General features: G+C 29.7%; 18 protein-coding genes and 3 pseudogenes. 14 read left to right on the forward strand and 7 right to left on the reverse strand.

Translation table 11 applies throughout. From position 1 onward, the window contains the following. Positions 1–110: 110 nt before the first annotated feature. Both CLPUN_RS19115 and istA read right to left on the reverse strand, forming a co-directional pair. Complete coding sequence (locus tag CLPUN_RS19115) at positions 111–491, reverse strand: ATP-binding protein (RefSeq protein ID WP_077848834.1); 381 nt, start codon at positions 489–491, stop codon at positions 111–113. A gap of 267 nt (positions 492–758) precedes the next feature. After that, the gene (gene istA, locus CLPUN_RS19125; RefSeq protein ID WP_077848835.1) at positions 759–2,312 is read right to left on the reverse strand and encodes an IS21 family transposase; all 1,554 of its coding nucleotides are present in this window, start codon (positions 2,310–2,312) and stop codon (positions 759–761) included. Positions 2,313–3,130: 818 nt separating this feature from the next. Between istA and CLPUN_RS29695 the strand changes: the two genes are divergently transcribed. Further along, positions 3,131–3,253, forward strand: a complete 123-nt coding sequence (locus CLPUN_RS29695) for a helix-turn-helix domain-containing protein (RefSeq protein WP_242954192.1) — start codon at positions 3,131–3,133, stop codon at positions 3,251–3,253. 138 nt (positions 3,254–3,391) lie between these two features. On the opposite strand, the gene CLPUN_RS29700 is transcribed toward CLPUN_RS29695, so the two are convergent. Further along, positions 3,392–3,532 carry a hypothetical protein gene (locus tag CLPUN_RS29700; RefSeq protein ID WP_423237310.1) on the reverse strand — a complete coding sequence of 47 codons (141 nt, stop codon included), beginning with the start codon at positions 3,530–3,532 and terminating at the stop codon, positions 3,392–3,394. Between the two features lie 413 nt (positions 3,533–3,945). On the opposite strand from CLPUN_RS29700, the gene CLPUN_RS28860 reads away from it, so the two are divergent. The 7 genes from CLPUN_RS28860 (at position 3,946) to CLPUN_RS19170 (ending at position 8,086) form a co-directional block, all read left to right on the forward strand. Beyond that, positions 3,946–4,134, forward strand: coding sequence for a hypothetical protein (locus tag CLPUN_RS28860; protein ID WP_242954193.1), 189 nt, complete (start codon positions 3,946–3,948; stop codon positions 4,132–4,134). A 331-nt stretch (positions 4,135–4,465) separates the two neighbouring features. Beyond that, positions 4,466–4,921, forward strand: a complete 456-nt coding sequence (locus tag CLPUN_RS19145; protein WP_077848836.1) for a DUF6678 family protein — start codon at positions 4,466–4,468, stop codon at positions 4,919–4,921. Between the two features lie 161 nt (positions 4,922–5,082). Next, positions 5,083–5,595 carry a hypothetical protein gene (locus CLPUN_RS19150; RefSeq protein ID WP_077848837.1) on the forward strand — a complete coding sequence of 171 codons (513 nt, stop codon included), beginning with the start codon at positions 5,083–5,085 and terminating at the stop codon, positions 5,593–5,595. Between the two features lie 428 nt (positions 5,596–6,023). Continuing rightward, positions 6,024–6,587: an RNA 2'-phosphotransferase gene (locus CLPUN_RS19155; protein ID WP_077848838.1), complete on the forward strand. Its 564-nt coding sequence runs from the start codon at positions 6,024–6,026 to the stop codon at positions 6,585–6,587. Then, positions 6,580–7,128: a hypothetical protein gene (locus tag CLPUN_RS28865; RefSeq protein WP_242954194.1), complete on the forward strand. Its 549-nt coding sequence runs from the start codon at positions 6,580–6,582 to the stop codon at positions 7,126–7,128. The genes CLPUN_RS19155 and CLPUN_RS28865 overlap by 8 nt, the downstream gene beginning before the upstream one ends. Positions 7,129–7,180: 52 nt before the next feature. Continuing rightward, positions 7,181–7,393 carry a Rossmann-fold NAD(P)-binding domain-containing protein gene (locus CLPUN_RS19165; protein ID WP_077848839.1) on the forward strand — a complete coding sequence of 71 codons (213 nt, stop codon included), beginning with the start codon at positions 7,181–7,183 and terminating at the stop codon, positions 7,391–7,393. Positions 7,394–7,675: 282 nt separating this feature from the next. Further along, positions 7,676–8,086, forward strand: a complete 411-nt coding sequence (locus CLPUN_RS19170; RefSeq protein ID WP_077848840.1) for a peptide deformylase — start codon at positions 7,676–7,678, stop codon at positions 8,084–8,086. 67 nt (positions 8,087–8,153) lie between these two features. Here the strand turns inward: CLPUN_RS19170 and dapB are convergent, their stop codons facing one another. Genes dapB through CLPUN_RS19185 form a run of 3 tightly spaced genes read right to left on the reverse strand, consistent with a single transcriptional unit; the run spans position 8,154 to position 10,819 of the window. Next, a complete protein-coding gene (dapB, locus tag CLPUN_RS19175; RefSeq protein WP_077848841.1) occupies positions 8,154–8,909 on the reverse strand; it encodes a 4-hydroxy-tetrahydrodipicolinate reductase in 756 nt (251 codons plus the stop codon). Positions 8,910–8,917: 8 nt separating this feature from the next. Next, positions 8,918–9,796 carry a 4-hydroxy-tetrahydrodipicolinate synthase gene (gene dapA / locus CLPUN_RS19180; RefSeq protein ID WP_077848842.1) on the reverse strand — a complete coding sequence of 293 codons (879 nt, stop codon included), beginning with the start codon at positions 9,794–9,796 and terminating at the stop codon, positions 8,918–8,920. 30 nt (positions 9,797–9,826) lie between these two features. Further along, the gene (locus CLPUN_RS19185; protein ID WP_077848843.1) at positions 9,827–10,819 is read right to left on the reverse strand and encodes an aspartate-semialdehyde dehydrogenase; all 993 of its coding nucleotides are present in this window, start codon (positions 10,817–10,819) and stop codon (positions 9,827–9,829) included. Between the two features lie 301 nt (positions 10,820–11,120). On the opposite strand from CLPUN_RS19185, the gene CLPUN_RS19190 reads away from it, so the two are divergent. The 3 genes from CLPUN_RS19190 (at position 11,121) to hslO (ending at position 13,168) form a co-directional block, all read left to right on the forward strand. Continuing rightward, positions 11,121–11,336, forward strand: coding sequence for an alpha/beta-type small acid-soluble spore protein (locus CLPUN_RS19190; protein ID WP_077848844.1), 216 nt, complete (start codon positions 11,121–11,123; stop codon positions 11,334–11,336). 103 nt (positions 11,337–11,439) lie between these two features. Then, complete coding sequence (locus CLPUN_RS19195; protein ID WP_077848845.1) at positions 11,440–12,177, forward strand: class I SAM-dependent DNA methyltransferase; 738 nt, start codon at positions 11,440–11,442, stop codon at positions 12,175–12,177. Between the two features lie 115 nt (positions 12,178–12,292). Next, on the forward strand, positions 12,293–13,168 hold the full coding sequence (gene hslO, locus CLPUN_RS19200) for an Hsp33 family molecular chaperone HslO (RefSeq protein ID WP_077848846.1): 876 nt from the start codon (positions 12,293–12,295) through the stop codon (positions 13,166–13,168). 399 nt (positions 13,169–13,567) lie between these two features. On the opposite strand, the gene CLPUN_RS19205 is transcribed toward hslO, so the two are convergent. Next, entirely contained in the window at positions 13,568–14,635 is a 1,068-nt protein-coding gene (locus CLPUN_RS19205; protein WP_077848847.1) for an IS110 family RNA-guided transposase, read from the reverse strand. Positions 14,636–15,302: 667 nt separating this feature from the next. Here CLPUN_RS19205 and CLPUN_RS19210 point away from each other — a divergent pair. The 3 pseudogenes from CLPUN_RS19210 to CLPUN_RS19220 all read left to right on the forward strand — a co-directional run. Next, a pseudogene (locus CLPUN_RS19210) lies at positions 15,303–15,626 on the forward strand (NADH-quinone oxidoreductase subunit NuoE family protein); the annotation flags it as partial. Between the two features lies 1 nt (position 15,627). Continuing rightward, positions 15,628–17,487 (forward strand): annotated as a pseudogene (locus tag CLPUN_RS19215) (NADH-ubiquinone oxidoreductase-F iron-sulfur binding region domain-containing protein). A 4-nt stretch (positions 17,488–17,491) separates the two neighbouring features. Beyond that, positions 17,492–19,169 (forward strand): annotated as a pseudogene (locus CLPUN_RS19220) ([FeFe] hydrogenase, group A). Positions 19,170–19,348 lie beyond the last annotated feature (179 nt).

Raw genomic sequence — 19,348 nt, forward strand, 5'->3', positions numbered from 1 at the left:
GTGTGCCTTCCAACATTAAGACACCATAGGAATTTCACCTATTCATTCAGATATAAAGTTAGATTGCTATGCAATCCTCTAGTTTTATTGCATATTTCTATGCAGATTGTCTAGAAACAATTCGTACTGTGCGTTTTTCCTGTTCCACAGTTACCGGAAAGAATTACATTCTGACCATCTTTTATGAATTTCAGGCTGCTGAGATGCTTTAGTTTTAGCTGAGCATCAGAGGGTAAATCTTTGATAATATCTTCTAAATATTTTTTATAAAGAAAACTGGCAGTTCTAATTCTGCTTTGAGTTAAATTGTAGTTTCTTATATCACATTCTTTTTGAAGGAGTCCACAGAGAAACTCCTCATAGCTAAGATTGTTAGCATTTGCATCTTCAATTGCTACATCAATATCACCTTTTATAACGCTAAGCTTCATTGATTCAGCATATGCTTTTATATCTTTAATAATTGAATTATCAGAATCGATAAAAATCACTTCCTTTAAATCTTTTGTGTATTATAAGGTGTTTGTGATTAAAATAGCCAACTTTTAATGTTTATTTTGAGATATTTTTCTTATTTGTTCATAAAGATCTTGTTCTGTGTACTCATAAAAATGCCCATTTTCATCCGGTTCCGGCTCTTTGCCGAACTTTTCGAGTATTTCATTTTCAAGCTCATCAGATATTCTCCAAAAATTTTTTCTTAAAATGTTTATATCTTTTTTGTAATAATCATGTTTTCTCCTTATTAAAAATAATTTTTATATGTTTAAAAGATTATTAAATTCGTTGAGCATATTAACAGAGTTATTTATAATTTCATCTGTATGATCCTCAAGATATATGATTTTAGGATCATCTTTTCTAGCACAGATAAATTCAATTTTATCAATGCTGATATTAGTTGGACATACTTTCTGTAGGTTTTTGATAGCATTATTAATAGCTGTAAGCCCATAAGCACCAACTAATTCAATTAATTTTACAAAATCACGTTCATTATTATTAAAATATTTAGAATAAATTTCTTTTAAAATACTGTCCATCTGCTTAAATGCTGTACTATTAACCAGTGCTTTTGGTTTTCTAAAAAGGGTTTTAGCATAGTGCATAATATCTATGTTCCATAAATTGAGACCATAAACTTTATCGTGTCTAGCTATCTCTACTTCATTGTAAAATACTAGGATTTTAGTAGTATATACCTTACACCGTACCATTGTACCAACATAATCATCAGGTACTGAGTAATAGCGGGAATCAACCATAATAGTAGAGTATTTATTTACTCTTAGGTCCGCAAGCGTAGCTGTTTCATATAAAGGCATATTAGGTAATAAGTACTCTCGTTCTTCTTCTAATAATTCAAACGGTGACTTATTAGAATTTGATAAAGTTCTTGAATTTAATTTATTTAACATTTCATCAAGGTGAGCATTAGCCTCATTTAATGAGGTGAATATGCATTCGCCCGAAAATGCTTTTCTTCTTATTAATTCAACACTTCTTTCAACATGACCCTTTTCATTACCACTATAAGCATTGCAAAACCTAAATCTAAATTTGTAGTATATAGATAATTTCAAAAGTGCTTCAGTCGGCTCTTTCTCTGTATGACCTACAAATTTTCCTACAGCAACTCTAGTATTGTCATATACAACAGTCCTATGATTACCTTTAATTTGTTTAAAGAAAGCGGCATGAGCTTCTAAGAAGCATCCGGTATTCTGTTTCGGAAATAATCTAGCCCCTCTGTAATTGCTATAAGCTGCTGTAAATACTGCCATCTGAAATTCTTTTATACAACCATCACTCATTTTTAATTTAACTACTCCAAAATCAAATTCAACTACATCGCCTGGAGAATATTCCTGGCGTATATACGCCTCACGTTTTTTTCGTTCAATGCTATTGACAGCGTTTACTACTGATGGATAACTAACATTAAAACCTTCGTCTATTAAAGATTCATACATATCTATTTTCTTTTTTTGTTGTTTAGATAAGCCTGTTAAACGCTTCTGCTCATTTTCTTTCAGAAACTGAGAGATTCTTTCTATAACATCATCTGTTAAAGCTCTTTTACTTCGTGACGATGAACTATATTTAGGTTTTGATGTTATATCATCAATAATATTAGCTTTTCCTACTTCGCCTAAGTTTTCAGTCACGTTTACTAGCTTATCTTCATAGTCTTTTATGTACTTTCGAATGGTTTCTCTACAAATTCCTGTTTCTTTACTTATTTGTCTTTGTGATTTCCCCTCTCTAATATATTTCAAAATAACATCTTGCTTTTTATTCAAATTTATCACCTTCCGCACTTCCTCTTATACCCAATATTATTACCAAATATTATTTGTATAAAAGGTTTGGAAAATACTGGTGAGCAGGTTTTTAATTATTATTTGGTACATTTATAGTTTATACAATACACCATATTTGATTATGGATATAGCTGGTGATAAGAGCGTATCCAAATCATCAGGATTTCATGTGATGCACTGACATGAAGATTTTCAGTTTATTTATGTTGTTTCTGGAAGCATTTATATACACACTCTATTTCAAATCGAAACAGTCTGTAAGGGGCAGGCAATTTTCATTAATAAAAATGTTGTTCATAAAGCACAGGGCTCAGACGATTGCCATATAAAAGTATCCTGTTTTCAGAACATTTGATTGAGTTTTATCCAGAAGGACCTGCAAAGAGATTTGTTACTGCATTAGCTGAAAACAGTCAGTTAATCACTTAATTGTTTTCTGATTTGAATGAATGGCATAAGAATGTTTTAGGGTTACTTCGAAGTCTGATTGAATTAGAGAATATGGATACTCTTGTTTATGAATATGAAGTTCTGGTATTGATTTCAAGAATATGGTTGGAAATCATCCTCAATATTCAGGTACCGATAGAGAATCCCGAAACAGAAACATCGACACGAATGTAAAAAATTTTGAAATATATTGAACAGCATTATGGAGATTGTCGTTGGAAAATCTGATCCAAAGTGCAAGTGTCAGCAAATCAGAGTGTTTGCGTTGTTTTAAGCAGATGTTGCAGACCACACCTTATAAATATCTTATGGAGTATCGCATGCAAAAGTCAGTGATTCTTTTATAGGAAACAAATTTGCCAATCGGGTATATTGCGGACAAGGCAGGGTTTCATCAAGTTAGTCATTTGGGAAAGTGTTTTAAAGAAAAAATGGGATGCTCACCGAAAGAGTATCGAAAAAAAAGTAATTCTTATTAGCAACAAAATATTTTTTGTTCAATTGTATATAGAAATTGCCCTATCAGTTATGCTAATAGGGCGATAGAATATCCAAAGTGTCTATTGCTGTAATATACTCCTGCATTTCGTTGTCAAGATGTAATCAATCTGGCATATTCAATAGGATCGTCTATTGCTAAGGCAATTTAATGCACACTGAGATCCAGGAGTAGTTATAAGGTTTTCTTCGGCTTTTAAGCAATCTATTCGTAGTATATAATTATCGTATGCAGTGATATCTATACAGTTGTTGTACATATTGTACCAGGCATGTATCAATCTTATCTTATCAGTCCTTTCAAAGAAAATTTAAGAAGCATTTCAATCAGTTCTACATGTCTTATATGTTTCGTATTATACTTTGTTATGAGATTTCTTTTCCCTTGATTTTTCCCTTACTATGGTTCGTAATGTCCTTTAGGAAGATATAACACAAGGGAAACAATAAGGAAAAAATCACCTGCGATAAAATTAGGAATTTCAAGGGTTAGCGAAGATTTTAATAATAAAATATAACAGCTAATATTTTCCTTAAAATAAGTCAAATCTCAATTGTAATTTATTGTGTAATAAATAAAAAAATATTTTTTGTTTTAAATTTACAATATTTTACTATATGATATAATTTACCAAGAGATAAATAGTGATTTATAGTATTACTGAGGAGTTTTATGATAGTTTCAGAAATTATAACAAATATGATTGAGTATTCTAAAGGAAATCTTCATGACATTAATCATTTTATGAAGGTATATGCTTATACAAAAACAATTGGAGAATGTGAAAAATTAGATAAGAATACACAAACTGTGTTGGAAGTACCAGCAATTGTTCATGATATTGCCTGTCCTCTTTGTTGAGAAAATACAAATGGTAAGTATCAAGAAGAAGGTGAAATTTTAGTTGCTGAGTTCCTAAGGGATACTGGATATTCTGAAGGATTTATTAATCGTGTGATTTTTTTAGTTGGTCAGAACCATACTCTTAAAGACATTACTGGATTGGATTATCAGATTTTGGTTGAGGCAGATTATATTGTGAATGCTGACGAAAGTAATCATTCTAAGGCAAATATCAATAATGCAATAGAAAAAAAATTAAAACATCAACGGGTATTGCTTTATTAAAATCCATCTATGGTCTTAAGTAAATTCCAATTTAGATGGCGTATTTAGTAAATAGAGGTGAAAAATGTCTTATTCAGATGAAATTAATATACGTATTCAAAAAGCAAAAAATAAAGCAAAGAAATATATTGAAAAAGAACAGCTTGTATCTTTTATGAATAATACAAAATGGGAAGAATTTAGAAAAGCTATGCTGGAAGAAATGCCATTTCCACCTCCGTATATACTGAAAACAATATATGAAATTGAAGATGACAGCAAATATTATGCACATTTTAGTTCAGATGTAAACTATTTAGGTGGATATGACGAAGAAAGTTTTGTATGGTTACAGTACTATTTAATAGAATGGATTAAAGTTAGGCCACGATATTATAAAGTACAAGGAGGCATATTGGCTTCTAAAAAGATTATACATGATGCTGAAAAAGAATTTATAGAAATACTTAATAAATATTACATAAATTATGAAAAGGATAATGATTTATATGTGATCTATGGATATAAAAGAATTGGATAAATACTAATTTTATATTTAGCATTTTATAGACATTATTTAATGAAGTAATTAATCAAAAGGTTTTTAGAAAAATTGAATAATGATATTTATGTAAAATTTGTTATAATTAACAGATGATAATAAATTGTGAAGAATTATTTTTGTTAAGAGAGGAACTAGCCATGATTAAAGAAAGCGATTTTATAAAAAATAATGATGAAAGCGATAGCAATTATACATGTTATAATTTAACTACAAGTATAAGAATATTTAATCATTTAATCGCTGATGAGAATTTAGAAGAAGTCTACATATATGTTTCTGGTAATGGTGAACTAACTGCGATAATTAATTATATAATACATTACATAGACTGGTTTAGTTCTTGTGAAAATGTATTAAAGTCATATTATGAAAATAAACTTAATATAAAATATTTACAGAAATCTCTTCCATCAAATATTAATTTAGAATGTTGTCAATCCTGTAGACATGGTAACTTTTGTCCATACGGTGATAGTGATAATGAAATTTTTTGTTTTAAGGATATTGTGATTAACAGCAAACATGATGTGTGTGAGTATTTTTCAAATAATTCTACATTTATTAACGAAAGAAGTAGGAAGTTACTTGATTTCTGTACGGAATATAAGCTTATTTTGCATGATAAATACTATACTTATAATGACTGGTAATATGATTGGAGTAAAAAAGCGTATATTGGTATTTACTGTAGGCAACTCAACAGAAGCATATTTTTAAAAATAATACAGATGTTACAAAAGAGGTCATTAAAGGATGCTTATTTTCACCAGAATCAAATGGATTAGATGTAATAAAAATGCGAAACATTATATGATATATCAGTATATATTGAGTTAGAAGGTGATAATATTATGAAAATTATTGAGATTTGGAATAAAATAATTGAAGAATGGAATGGAACATTTATAATTGCAGAGACAAAGGAATTATTTTATGGGTTTTCATGGGAAACAACTGCATAGATGAGGATGCAGTTTTAGTTCAAATCTTTATAAAGCAAGAAGCAAAGTAAAATTTAATTATTACTGTTAAAAGATTAAAATTATTATTCGATATTATTATAAGCGAGGAATAAAAGATGAAATATGAAAATAAAGATCAAGAATTAGGTAAGTTTATAAGCTTAATATTAAGGCATAATCCTAAAACAATTAATATTACACTTGATGAGTATGGATGGGCTAATGTTGATGAATTAATAAAAGGAATTAATAGAGTAGGAAAGTACATTGATTTTAATACTCTTGAACGCATAGTTAATGAGAATAATAAACAAAGATATAGTTTTAGTAACAATAAAACAAAAATAAGAGCTAATCAGGGACATTCTATCAAAGTAGATATTGAATTAGAAGAAAAGCTTCCACTACAATATCTTTATCATGGTACAGCTAAAAGATTCATAGATAGTATTATGTATATAGGAATCCAAAAACAAAGCAGACTGCATGTACATTTATCAGCAGATTTTAGTACTGCCTATTCAGTAGGTAAGCGTCATGGGAAACCTATAGTTCTAAAAATCGATTCAATGGCAATGTTTAAAGAGGGGTATAAATTCTATATTTCAAAAAACATGGTTTGGCTGACGGATTTCGTTCCAGCAAAATATATTTATATTGAAGGTGATAAAAATGCGTAATATATTTTTTCATGAAGATGACTACTGTCAAATAGAGATTCTTCCAAAAGAAAATTATAATTATTGTATTGCTCAATGTAGCAATATTGAAGATTTTGCAAATAATCATATGGATGCAGATGGATGTGGATATACAGACATTTACATTAGGAATAATAATCAAATTCCGTTATCAACTTTAAATTTGTCGAAGGACTACTTAAAGAAATGTATGGAGAACATATTGCCAAAGTTTGATAGAGTAGAAACGGGATATAGCAGTTATCGTATTGAAGCTAAAAATACTTGTGCATATGGATTTAATGAAAATATTACTGTATTCTTCGATTATGATGAAAATGATATAATACAGAATATTTGGCTAACACTTGATATATATGAAAAAAATGATATTACAAATACTGAAAAGTTATTACATAAGTTGTCTGAAACTTTGGAGCTACTGCTGGTAGATTGGGGGTGGAGTGAAGCATATCTTTTGACAGAGACTGAACCTATAGTTCAATATTTAAGAAGACGTGAAAATATATTTAATTCGTAATTTGAAAAGCTGAATAAATAGTAATTTATATATGAGTTGGAGGTGATAACTTATGAAGAATTTAGTTAGGCTAAGTGAATATAGTATACTTGGTGTTAATCATTTAATTGACTTAAAAAGTGCTATTGTTGGTAAAGATATTATTTGCACGGATTCGTTAGGCTCTGACATATTAAAAGATTTCTGTGAATACCAAGTTACATTTGAAATAATGGAGAATGCAAATGAAAATGCAATATTAAATCCTTGTCCTCCTTTTTTATAGAGGAGAAAAATTTCTAAGAATGTAATAAAAAGTAAGTATTTTATTGGATATTCTTTCAAAAAATATTTATTAGAGATACAACAAGCAATAATAATATAAGTATGTTAAGCTAAACAAATTAAAACTTGTACAAATACATAATTCTAATATTAATGGAATAATGAACACTTCTGTAAAAGCTATAATATTTTCAAGTGAAAAAGACACAAGGTTAGGGCATATAATATATTTTAAAATCAAATCTTATTTTTATAAAAATATAATTGAAAAAGAGGTTAGATTATGATAAAACCAATTGTAAAAGATATATTGTTTTTAGGACAAAAATCAGAGGAGGCAACTAAAAATGATATGGTAGTAATTGATGATTTAATAGATACATTAAGCGCAAACTTAGAGCATTGTGTTGGGTTGGCTGGTAATATGATTGGAGTAAAAAAGCGTATATTGGTATTTACTGTAGGCAGCTTTATTGTGCCTATGATTAATCCAGTTATATTAAAGAAGGAAAGACTTTATGAAACAGAAGAGAGTTGTTTATCTTTAATTGGCATTAGAAAAACAAAGAGATATGAAAAGATAGAGGTGGAGTATCTTGATAGAAATTTTAAGAAGCAAAAGCAAGTATTTACTGGATTTACAGCACAAATAATTCAACATGAAATGGATCATTTTGAAGGAATAATAATCTAAATTGAGATGTACATAAAAAACAGAAGGAAAGTATTATCCCTTCTGTTTTTTTATAGGTTTAAATATACTATTCAAGCCCTATAACATCATTCATGTCATAAAGACCAGGCTTAGTCACAGTAGCCATATATTCACAGGCTTTTAAAGCACCAACAGCAAAAACTTCTCTTGAGATAGCTTTATGAGTTAATTCAATTACTTCACCAGTTCCAGCAAAGATTACTTCGTGATCTCCGATAATGCCTCCACCTCTAACTGCATGAATGCCAATTTCATTTTCTTCTCTTTTAGAATTTCCTTCTCTTCCATAAACATACTTAGTTGTATCTTTTATAGATTCCTTAGCGGCATCAGCAAGCATTATTGCAGTTCCACTAGGAGCATCTACTTTTTGATTATGATGCTTTTCAACTATTTCTATATCATAGTTTCCATAAAGCATTGGAGTAATTTTCTTTAAAAGAGAACTTATTAAATTAATTCCAAAAGACATATTACCTGATCTAAATAATTTCAAAGATTTACTTTTTTCATTTATTAAAGCAATATCTTTTGGTGTAAATCCAGTTGAACATATTACTAATGGTTTTTGAGTTTTTTCAGTTAAGTTTAATAGATTATGAAGAGCATCAGCTCTTGAAAAGTCTAATAAAACATCGTAGTCAAGATTTAAATCTTGTGGACTTTCAAATATAGGGTATGGAGCATCACTTTGAAATTTATCAATTCCAGCAACTATTTCTAAATTTTTAAATTGAGAAGTGCATTCAGTAATCATCTTACCCATTTTACCTGAACAGCCATTTAACACTATTTTAATCATCTTATCACCTACATTAATTTATTGTCTTTTAAAACAGCCTTTAAAAGCTCTTCGTTTTTACTTTCCATTTCACAAAGAGGAAGTCTAAGACCTCCAACTTCAAATCCCATAATATTCATAGCTGTTTTAACAGGGATTGGATTTGTTTCTACAAATAAAATATTTGTTAAAGCTAAAGTATCTAATTGGATATCTAGGGCTTCTTTAAAGTTATTATTTAGACATTTTTCAGTTATCTCATGAACCTTACTAGGAATTATATTGGCTAAGACAGAAATAACGCCTTTTCCACCAAGAGCCATTATAGAAACTATCTGATCATCATTTCCAGAATAAATGTCAATAGAATCTCTGCATAAGGCTTTCATTTGTACTACTTGGCTTATATTTCCACTAGCTTCCTTTATTCCAACTATATTACTTAATTTAGAAAGTTCTACTAGAATGCTAGGACCTATATTAACTCCTGTTCTGGAAGGAACATTATAAAGTATTATAGGTGTTTTTACTTCAGCATTTATAGCTGAAAAATGCTTTACCAACCCCTTTTGAGTAGTTTTATTGTAATATGGTGTAATAACAAGAAGTCCAGAAGCTCCAACACTTTCTGCATATTTACTCATAGAAATAGCAGAAGCAGTGTTGTTTGAACCTGTTCCTGCTATAACAGGAATTCTTTTGTTTATCACATCAACTGTAAATTTAATCGTATCTTTTATCTCTTTTTCTGTCATTGTAGTAGATTCACCTGTAGTGCCACAAATAACAATACCATCAGTACCTTCCTTTACATGCCATTCAAGAAGTTCTTCAAGCTTTTTAAAATTAACTCCATCTTCATTAAAAGGGGTAACTATGGCTACAGCTGAGCCTTGAAATATTGACATTTAGATTCCTCCAACTTAAATTGTTGCAAATTATTTATTGTCTTTGATCATTATTTCTGCGATTTGAATAGCGTTAAGAGCTGCTCCTTTTCTTATGTTATCAGCTACAACCCATAAGTTTAATCCATTATCCACACTAAAATCTCTTCTGATTCTTCCAACGTAAACATCATCTTTACCAGACATTTCAAGAGCTGTTGGATATTTTATTTCCTTAACATTATCATATACAGTTACACCTGGAGTGTTTCCTAATAATTCAAAGATATCTTTTATATCAAATTCAGAATTAAGTTCAACATTTATACTTTCACTGTGACCATTAAGAACTGGAACTCTAGCAGTTGTCGCAGTTACTCTTAAGTTTGGCTCGTGAAGTATTTTTCTAGTTTCTTTAATCATTTTTTCTTCTTCTTTAGTATATCCATCTTCTAAAAATACATCTATATGAGGTAATACATTACCAGCTATAGGATATGGGAATTTCTTAGGTGCAGCCCCTTTAATGCCATCTTCTAAATCCTTGATACCTTGGATACCAGCACCAGAAACAGCTTGGTAAGTAGAATAAACTATTCTCTTTATTCCATATTTATCATTTAATGCTTTCATTATAGGCATTGCTTGAATTGTTGAACAATTTGGATTTGCAATTATTCCTTTATGAAGTTTAATATCTTCGGGATTAACTTCTGGTACTACAAGTGGTACCTCAGGATCCATTCTCCAAGCACTACTATTATCAATTACTACAGCCCCATACTGTGCAAAAACAGGCGCAAATTCTTTACTAGCATCTCCACCAGCTGAAAATAGTGCGAAATCTATTTTCTTATCCTTTATATTCTTTTCACAAGTTTCTTCAACGACATAGTCTTTTCCTCTAAAAGGCAAAGTACTTCCCTCAGATCTCTTCGATGCGAAAAGATATAAATTATTTACTGGAAAATTTCTTTGCTCCAAGATTTCTAAAAATTTTCTACCTACATTTCCAGTAGCCCCAACTATTGCAACATTATACACAATAATCCCTCCTAAATTTATTTATTATAATTTTTATGTATACAAATACTATAGTTAAATATTAAATAAATATCAAGTCAATAGGGTAAATTAGTTAAAAAAATCTATTCGTTCATATTAATGCATTCCATTAATTAGGGAAATTATAAAGAATTATGTATATTTATACATGAATTTTGAAATTTTCAGAAATAGATTATTATAAAAACTAGAATCTTATAGAATAATAATAAAATAGCAGGAAATAATATTATTGAAATATTTAATAATTTAATATATTTAAGATTGGTAGGTATTGAATATGAGCGATGAACATATGAAAAGGGCAATAAAAGCAAAAATTAAAGCAAATAAGGAACTTACAGAAGAAGAAAAGCTTAGGGAAAAAATTAAATATGAAATTGCAGAAGAATTAGGATTAATTGATAAGGTTAGAAAGGAAGGCTGGGGTGGATTATCATCAGGGGAAACTGGACGAATAGGAGGACTTATGGCAAAAAGAAAAAAAGATAATTAAAAATAAAGCCTATTAAGCATTGAGTACTGATTGACTAAGTAAAGAATTACGATATAATATATTAGATGAATTAGTATACTAAATTAAGGGCGTGGTAAAGTATATGGCATATAAAGAATTTGCGAATATATATGATGAATTAATATATGAAGATGTTGATTATGATAAAGTTGCAGAAAAAATAATAGATTTATGCACTAAAAATAATATACTTTTTGAGGAATATTTAGATTTAGCATGTGGAACAGGAAATGTTGCAATTAAGGTGGCAAAATATTTTAAAAATACTTATGCAGTTGATTTATCAGATGATATGTTAAATATTGCTTTTGAAAAATTTAAGAAAAATAAAATTAAAGCTAAGGTAATCTGTCAAGATATGTGTGAATTAAGCTTAAATAATAAATTTAATCTTATAACTTCTGTACTTGATTCAACTAACTATATAACAGAAGAGGATGAACTGTTAAACCATTTTTCAAAGGTATATGAACATTTAAAAGATGATGGATTATTTATTTTTGATATAAATTCATATTATAAACTATCTACTATTCTTGGTAATAATATTTATACATACAGTTCTGATGAAATTTTTTATACATGGGAAAATTCTTTTGAAGAAGAAGTGTTAAATATGTTTTTAACTTTCTTTGTAAAGCAGGATAATGGACTTTATGAAAAATTTGAAGAAGAACATTTTGAAAGAGCATATAAGCAAGAATATATAGAACAAGCTTTGGAACAATGTGGATTTAAAATTTTAAAAAAATTTGAAGGATATTCTGAAAAAGAAGTAGAAGAAAATAGTGAAAGAATACTTTATGTAGTAGGAAAATAGTTTTTGGTTAAATTATTAAATTTAAAATGGAAATACAACAACTGTTAATTGCTAAAAACTTACTTAAATAAAGGGAGTAACTATAAAATGGATAAAAATAGGAGATGAAATAATAATGGAAGACAAAATAGTAAGAGCAACGGCTAAAGATGGAATGATAAGAATAATTGCAGGAATTACAACAAATTTGGTAAATGAAGGCAGCAGTATACATGAATGTACACCAGTAGCAGCTGCTGGTTTTGGTAGAATGTTGACTGCTGGAGCATTGATTGGAACAACATTAAAAAGTGAAAAGGAAGTTATTACTTTAAAGATAAATGGTAATGGAGAAGTAAATGGAATAACAGTAACAGCTCACAATGATGGTTCTGTTAAAGGTGTTATAGGAAATCCTTACATTGATAGACCACTTAATGCAAAAGGAAAATTAGATGTTGGTGGAGCTATTGGAACTGATGGAATTTTATATGTAATAAAAGATTTAGGCTTAAAAGACCCATATGTTGGACAAGTGCCAATACAAACTGGAGAAATAGCAGAAGATTTTGCATATTATTTTACAGTTTCAGAACAAACACCATCGGCAGTATCACTTGGAGTATTAGTTGATAGAGATCTATCTATAAAGGCTTCTGGAGGTTTTATAGTTCAAATGATGCCAGGAGCGGATGAACTTTTAGCAGACGTTGTAACATACAGATTAGAAGAAATTCCACCAATAACTACTTTAATAAGTGAAGGAAAAACTATAGAAGAAATTTTAGAATATATATTTGAAGGCATGGATTTAAAAGTATTAGAATCTCTTAAACCAGAATACAAATGCGACTGTTCTAGAGAAAGAGTTGAAAAAGCCTTAATATCTATTGGTAGAGAAACACTTCAAGAAATTTATGATGATGAAAAGACAGAAGAAATAGTATGTAATTTCTGCAATAAGAAATACGAATTCACAAATAAGGAAATAGGAGAATTATTAAATAGATAGATAAATAAAATAGCTGTTGTAAAGTGAATTGAAAATCATTTTACAACAGTTTTTTTATTCTTTAGACCAGTTATACAAAAAAATAAAAAATTTTTAAATTATTTTTTAAAAAAGGTATACTTAATAAACCATTATTATTTTACGAATAATGGACAAGATTAAGGTGAAAATTGTACACTAAATTACTATTTGTAAATGTCTTTCTAAATATAGCTTTTTATGAGTTTCAAGTAGCCTGAGTTCAAAAGCTTTTTTGTCTCTTAGTATAGCAAAAAAATGGTTAATTAATTTATGCATTATAGCGCAGATGGCTATTTTCTTTGGTTTAGATGTAGCTAATTTTTTATAATATGCAAGTAAAACAGGATTAGCAGGGACTCCGTTTCGGAAAGTTTTAATTTATGCTAACGATAAATTATATAATATTTTTCTAGCTAAATTGGAACCACGTTTTGTAAGCTTATTATGTGTGCTTGTGAAGGCTCCAGATTGAGATACCGACGTGTCAACGCCTAGAAATGCAACAAGTTTTTTTGCCCTTGAAAAGTTTTTGATGTCTCCAATTTCAGCTAAAAGACTTATAGCACTTATTTGCCCTACTTCAGGATGGGAGCATAATAGCTCAACATTTTCCTTGAATTCTGATATATTTGCAGAAAATTCTAGTATTTTTTCTTTTAGTTTATTGATAGCAGATTTAAATGAGGTGAGTAGATTAATAAAGCAAACCATTTCTGTTCCAAGATAATCTAGATCTAATTTTAATAATTCTGCTTCTTTGGCAATATTAAATATTAAATTGTATCGTTTATCAGCCCATTCTGTAGAATGGTTTACAGTTGATGTTATAAGGGTAATAACATCTGATTTGGAGGCAGATAAAAAATCAACATAGGTTGGATATTTAAATAAAATAGCTAGTGGAACTGAACTAAATACATCACTGAATACTTCATTAAATTTTGGAAATACTAAGTTAAGTAATGAATTTACTTTCTTTTTGTATTGAGCAGAATTGCTAACTAAAGAATCATATTCTCGGCAAAGCTTTTTCAATAAGAAAGTGTTTCCATCAAAAACAGATTCAGTTGAAAACATTGGGGATTGTGCTAGTTGTGCAATTCTCAATGAATCGACTTTATCGTTTTCAACTTTTCTAATACTTTGTTTTGCAAAGTTCTTAGTATGTATTGGATTAATAACATAGCATTTATAGTCATTTTTACTAAAATAATTATAAAGAGGAATATGATATAATCCAGTAGATTCCATAAAAATTTCAGGTCTTTTTGAAAATTGTTTTTCAATTTCCTTTAAAGTAGTTAAAAGTTTAGTGAATCCTTTTAAATCATTTGTTATATTCAATTTTTTCCCGTAGGTTTCACCACCGGGCATTAAAATAGTTATAACAGAAGATTTTGAAGATACATCTACTCCGACAACGAAGTTATTAATGAAATTATTCATAAATCATGTCTCCTTTAGTTTGAATAGAGGTCTCATATAAATCCAATAGACTATATCCTCGTTTGTTATTCAGATAATTTTACAAATAGTAAAAATCCAACCAGTTACACATAGAATCTATTGAATGAGATGACAGTCTAAAGAACGGGTATGTATATACTCCCAGGAAATTAACATCAATATCTCTATTCAAATATTAAATTTTCACTAGTTAGATTTTCACTATATAGACTTAAATATTCGTCTATGGATTTAGTATTTTCAAATACGAGGAAATTATAATAAAGTCAAATCTGTGGATAACTTTTAAAAATATCAGGGACACACAGTCTGTGAAGTAAATTTTCTTGTGAAAAATAGATATTGACAACGATTGGATATGAAATTAAGAATGTTATAAAAATTCAGAATATTTTAAAATAAGTGATTGGAAAATAAAAAGCGCAGTGATACTATAAAATAGTATTGATTAATATTAAATATATTTCATAAAGATAGGATAACTAATATTATTAAATTAACAATGTGTGTTATTCTGCTATTTGATTTATTATTTCATAGTGAATAAAAATATAAAACTTAACTAAATAATTAGGTAAATAAATATTCAAACAGGATTATACCAAAGAATTAAGACATATGAAAAATTAATATGGAGGTTTAAGTAATGAGTACTGCTAAAATATATAGTGTAGCAATTTTTTATGAAAATTTTTATTTAGAACCTAATGGTAAATATGTAATAAAAATATGTGATGGTACAGCCTGTCATGTTAGAAAATCTATTCCTATATTAGACAAGCTAAGAAAAGAATTAAATCTTTCAGAAATTAGAACTACAACAGATGATTTAATATTTACTTTGGAAACGGTTTCTTGCCCTGGCGCTTGTGGACTTGCTCCTGCCATGACTGTTAATGATAAAGTGTATGGAGCTATGAATCCAAAAAAGGCAATAGATCTTTTAAATACTCTTAAGGAGGATAAATAATATGCTTTTTAAGAGAAATGATTTAATTAATGCTAGAAATAATTATAAAAATAGTCTCCAAAATGAAAAAAAGAAAATTCTTATATGTTCTGGTACAGGCTGTGTTGCAGGTGGTTCATTAGAGATATATGATGAATTAATAAGGTTAATGAAAGAAAAAGGGATAGATTGTGAAGTATCATTAGAAAAAGAACCTCATGATGATACTATTGCAATTAAAAAAAGTGGTTGTCACGGATTTTGTGAAATGGGACCATTAGTAAAAATAGAATCATTTGGATATCTATATATAAAGGTAAAAGCAGAGGATTGTGCAGAAATTATAGACAAACTATAATAAATGATGAGTGTGTTGAAAGGCTTGCATATACGAAGAATGGGAAAGTGTATACAAAGCAAGAAGAAATACCCTTTTACGAAAAGCAAACTAGACTTGCACTTGAACATTGTAGATAAATTGATGCAACCTCAATAGAGGAGTATTTTGCTATAAATGGATATTCAGCTTTTGAAAAACCATTATTTGATATGGATCCTGATGAAGTTATTAAGCAAATTGAAGAGTCAAATTTAAGAGGCAGTGGTGGTGGATTCCCAGCAGGTCTTAAATGGTCTCAAGTAAAACGTCAAAAAGAAGAAATAAACTTTATTGTATGTAATGGTGATGAAGGTGATCTAGGTGCATTTATGGATAGAAGCATAATGGAAGGAGATCCTCATAGAATACTTGAAGGAATGATGATTGCAGGTGCTGCCTGTGGTGCACAAAAAGGATATATATATGTTCGTGCTGAATATCCTTTAGCTGCAAGCAGACTTTCAAATGCTATTGAACAAGCAAGAAAATATGCAATACTTGGAAACAATATTTTAGGCTCTGATTTTAGCTTTGATATTCAAATTAATAAAGGTGCTGGTGCCTTTGTATGCGGTGAAGGAAGTGCTATTACTGCTTCAATTGAAGGAAAAAGAGGCATGCCAAGAGTGAAACCTCCAAGAACTGTTGAACAAGGACTTTTTGGGAAGCCGACAGTTCTTAACAATGTTGAGACTTTTGCTAATGTGCCTATAGTTATTAATCGAGGAGTTGAATGGTATAAATCAATTGGAACTGAAAACAGCCTAGGAACAAAAGCTTTTGCTTTAACAGGAAACATTGAAAGTACAGGGCTTATTGAAGTACCAATGGGTACAACCTTAAGAGAAGTAATCTTTGATATAGGAGGAGGCATAAAAGATGGTAAAAAGTTTAAAGCTGTACAAATAGGTGGTCCATCTGGAGGATGTCTCACATCAGAACATTTAGATTTACCACTGGACTTTGATCCGCTAAAGAAAGCAGGGGCAATGATAGGTTCTGGTGGTCTAGTAGTTATGGATGAAAATACCTGTATGGTTGAAGTTGCAAGATTCTTTATGAACTTTACAAAGAATGAGTCTTGTGGTAAATGTGTTCCTTGCCGCGAAGGTACTAAGAGAATGCTTGAAATTCTTGAAAGAATTGTGGCAGGTAATGGCAAGTTAGAAGATATAGATTTACTTTTAGAACTTGCAGATACCATATCTGCAACAGCTCTTTGTGGACTTGGAAAGACAGCACCATCACCAGTTGTTAGCACAATTAAAAATTTCCTTAATGAGTATATAACTCATATTGTCAATAAAAAATGTCCATCAAAAACTTAAGACTATATTTATTGATCCAGATATGTGCAAAGGCTGTTCAAAATGCTCAAAAATTTGCCCTGTTGGTGCGATTTTAGGTAGAATTAAAGAGCCATTTACAATTGATAAAAATCAGTGTATAAAATGTGGTGCTTGTGTTGAAACTTGCCCATTTAAAGCTATAAAGGAGGATTAATAAAATGAGCGGACAGTTCATGACTATAGATAATGTACCTGTGGAAATAAAAGATGAAAAAAACATTCTTGAGTTAGTTAGAAGAGTTGGTATTGAATTACCTACATTTTGCTTTTATTCAGAACTTTCAGTGTATGGTGCCTGTCGTATGTGCATAGTAGAAACTAAACGTGGAGATATGGAATCAGCATGTTCTACGCCTCCTAGGGCTGGGATGGAAATATACACAAATACACCAAGAGTTAGAAAATATAGGAAGAATATTCTTGAATTATTGCTTGCAAATCACTGTAGAGATTGTACAAATTGTCAGCAAAGTGGATCATGTAAACTTCAAGAGTTAGCAAAAAGGTTTGGAATAAATGATGTAAGATTTCCGAACACAGCTAAAGAGACGAAATTAGATGAGTCATCAGTAGCTATAGTAAGAAACCAAAGCAAATGTATTCTATGGGGTAATTGTGTAAGAGTATGTGAAGAAATACAAAATGTTGGAGTAATTGATTTTGTAGGCAGAGGTTCAAAAATGACTGCAACTACTGCTTTTGATGAACCAATAGGACAATCAAAATGCGTTTTCTGTGGTCAATGTGCAGCAGTATGTCCTACTGGTGCCATTGTAGTAAGGAGCAATACAAATAAGCTTTGGGAAGATTTAAATGATGAAAATACACAAGTAGTAGTCCAAATAGCTCCTGCTGTAAAAGTTGGTTTAAACAGTAAATTAGGAGAAGGAGATGGTAGAAATGCAATGGGTAAAATGGTAGCTGCACTAAGAAAAATGGGTTTTAATAAGATTTTTGATACTTCTGTAGGAGCGGATCTTACAGTTATAGAGGAAACAGACGAGTTTATTTCAAAGCTTCAAAAAAATGAAGAATTACCATTGTTTACATCTTGCTGTCCAGCTTGGGTAAATTATGTACAAAATGCTTATCCTGATCTGATGAAAAATGTTTCTAGTTGTAAGTCACCTATGGAAATGTTTGGTGCTGTACTAAAGGAACACTATAAAAAGGATAACAAAAGACTTGTGAGTGTAGCAATTATGCCTTGTTCAGCTAAAAAATTTGAAGCAGATAGGGATGAATTTAAAACTGATGGAGTACCAGATGTGGATTATGTAATTACAACACAAGAACTTATTAATATGATAAATGAATGAGGAATTGCCTTTTCAGAGTTAGAGCCAGAAGCATTAGATACGCCATTCCAAAGTTGCAGCGGTGCTGGTGTTATATTTGGAGTTACAGGTGGTGTTACTGAAGCTGTCATACGTAAGGTTTTAAGTGATACTCCAGTTCCAGCATTACGTGAATTTGCTTTTCGGGGAATTAGAGGTATGGAAGGTGTTAAAGAAACAACTATTATAGCTTTTGACCGCGAAATAAAAATTGCAATAGTAAGTGGACTCAAAAATGCAGATAATGTTGTGAAAAAGATAAAAGCTAGAGAAATACATTACGATTTTGTTGAAGTTATGGCATGTCCAGGGGGGTGTTTCTGGTGCAGGGCAACCATTTGCGAAGGCAGATGGAAAATTTAACCGTGGCGAAAGACTTTATAAAGTAGATAAAATGAAGAGTATAGGTCGCTCTGATGATAATCCATTAATGGATTCGTTATATTCAGGAATTTTAAAAGATAGAGTTCATGAGTTATTACATATACACTATAAATAAAAAATAACTATTATTTTAATGTATGGTTAATTTAAAATGGTCTGTATATCATTACTTAAAAATAATTAAGCTTTAAGATATTGTAGATAGTTAGTTTTAGTAAGTATGGTTCGCCATATAATAAAATTTAAGAAAAAATTAGTATTGATTGCTAATATCATAGCAGTTTATGGTAATTG

It is taken from the genome of Clostridium puniceum (genome assembly GCF_002006345.1).
Classification (GTDB): Bacteria; Bacillota; Clostridia; order Clostridiales; family Clostridiaceae; genus Clostridium; species Clostridium puniceum.

Excerpts from the sequence above, each read along its gene's own strand:
- CLPUN_RS29700 (WP_423237310.1), bottom strand. The coding sequence starts at position 3,532 with ATGTACAACAACTGTATAGATATCACTGCATACGATAATTATATACTA.
- CLPUN_RS28860 (WP_242954193.1), top strand. The coding sequence starts at position 3,946 with ATGATAGTTTCAGAAATTATAACAAATATGATTGAGTATTCTAAAGGA.
- CLPUN_RS19145 (WP_077848836.1), top strand. The coding sequence starts at position 4,466 with ATGTCTTATTCAGATGAAATTAATATACGTATTCAAAAAGCAAAAAAT.
- CLPUN_RS19150 (WP_077848837.1), top strand. The coding sequence starts at position 5,083 with ATGATTAAAGAAAGCGATTTTATAAAAAATAATGATGAAAGCGATAGC.
- CLPUN_RS19155 (WP_077848838.1), top strand. The coding sequence starts at position 6,024 with ATGAAATATGAAAATAAAGATCAAGAATTAGGTAAGTTTATAAGCTTA.
- CLPUN_RS28865 (WP_242954194.1), top strand. The coding sequence starts at position 6,580 with ATGCGTAATATATTTTTTCATGAAGATGACTACTGTCAAATAGAGATT.
- CLPUN_RS19165 (WP_077848839.1), top strand. The coding sequence starts at position 7,181 with ATGAAGAATTTAGTTAGGCTAAGTGAATATAGTATACTTGGTGTTAAT.
- CLPUN_RS19170 (WP_077848840.1), top strand. The coding sequence starts at position 7,676 with ATGATAAAACCAATTGTAAAAGATATATTGTTTTTAGGACAAAAATCA.
- dapB (WP_077848841.1), bottom strand. The coding sequence starts at position 8,909 with ATGATTAAAATAGTGTTAAATGGCTGTTCAGGTAAAATGGGTAAGATG.
- dapA (WP_077848842.1), bottom strand. The coding sequence starts at position 9,796 with ATGTCAATATTTCAAGGCTCAGCTGTAGCCATAGTTACCCCTTTTAAT.
- CLPUN_RS19190 (WP_077848844.1), top strand. The coding sequence starts at position 11,121 with ATGAGCGATGAACATATGAAAAGGGCAATAAAAGCAAAAATTAAAGCA.
- CLPUN_RS19195 (WP_077848845.1), top strand. The coding sequence starts at position 11,440 with ATGGCATATAAAGAATTTGCGAATATATATGATGAATTAATATATGAA.
- hslO (WP_077848846.1), top strand. The coding sequence starts at position 12,293 with ATGGAAGACAAAATAGTAAGAGCAACGGCTAAAGATGGAATGATAAGA.
- CLPUN_RS19205 (WP_077848847.1), bottom strand. The coding sequence starts at position 14,635 with ATGAATAATTTCATTAATAACTTCGTTGTCGGAGTAGATGTATCTTCA.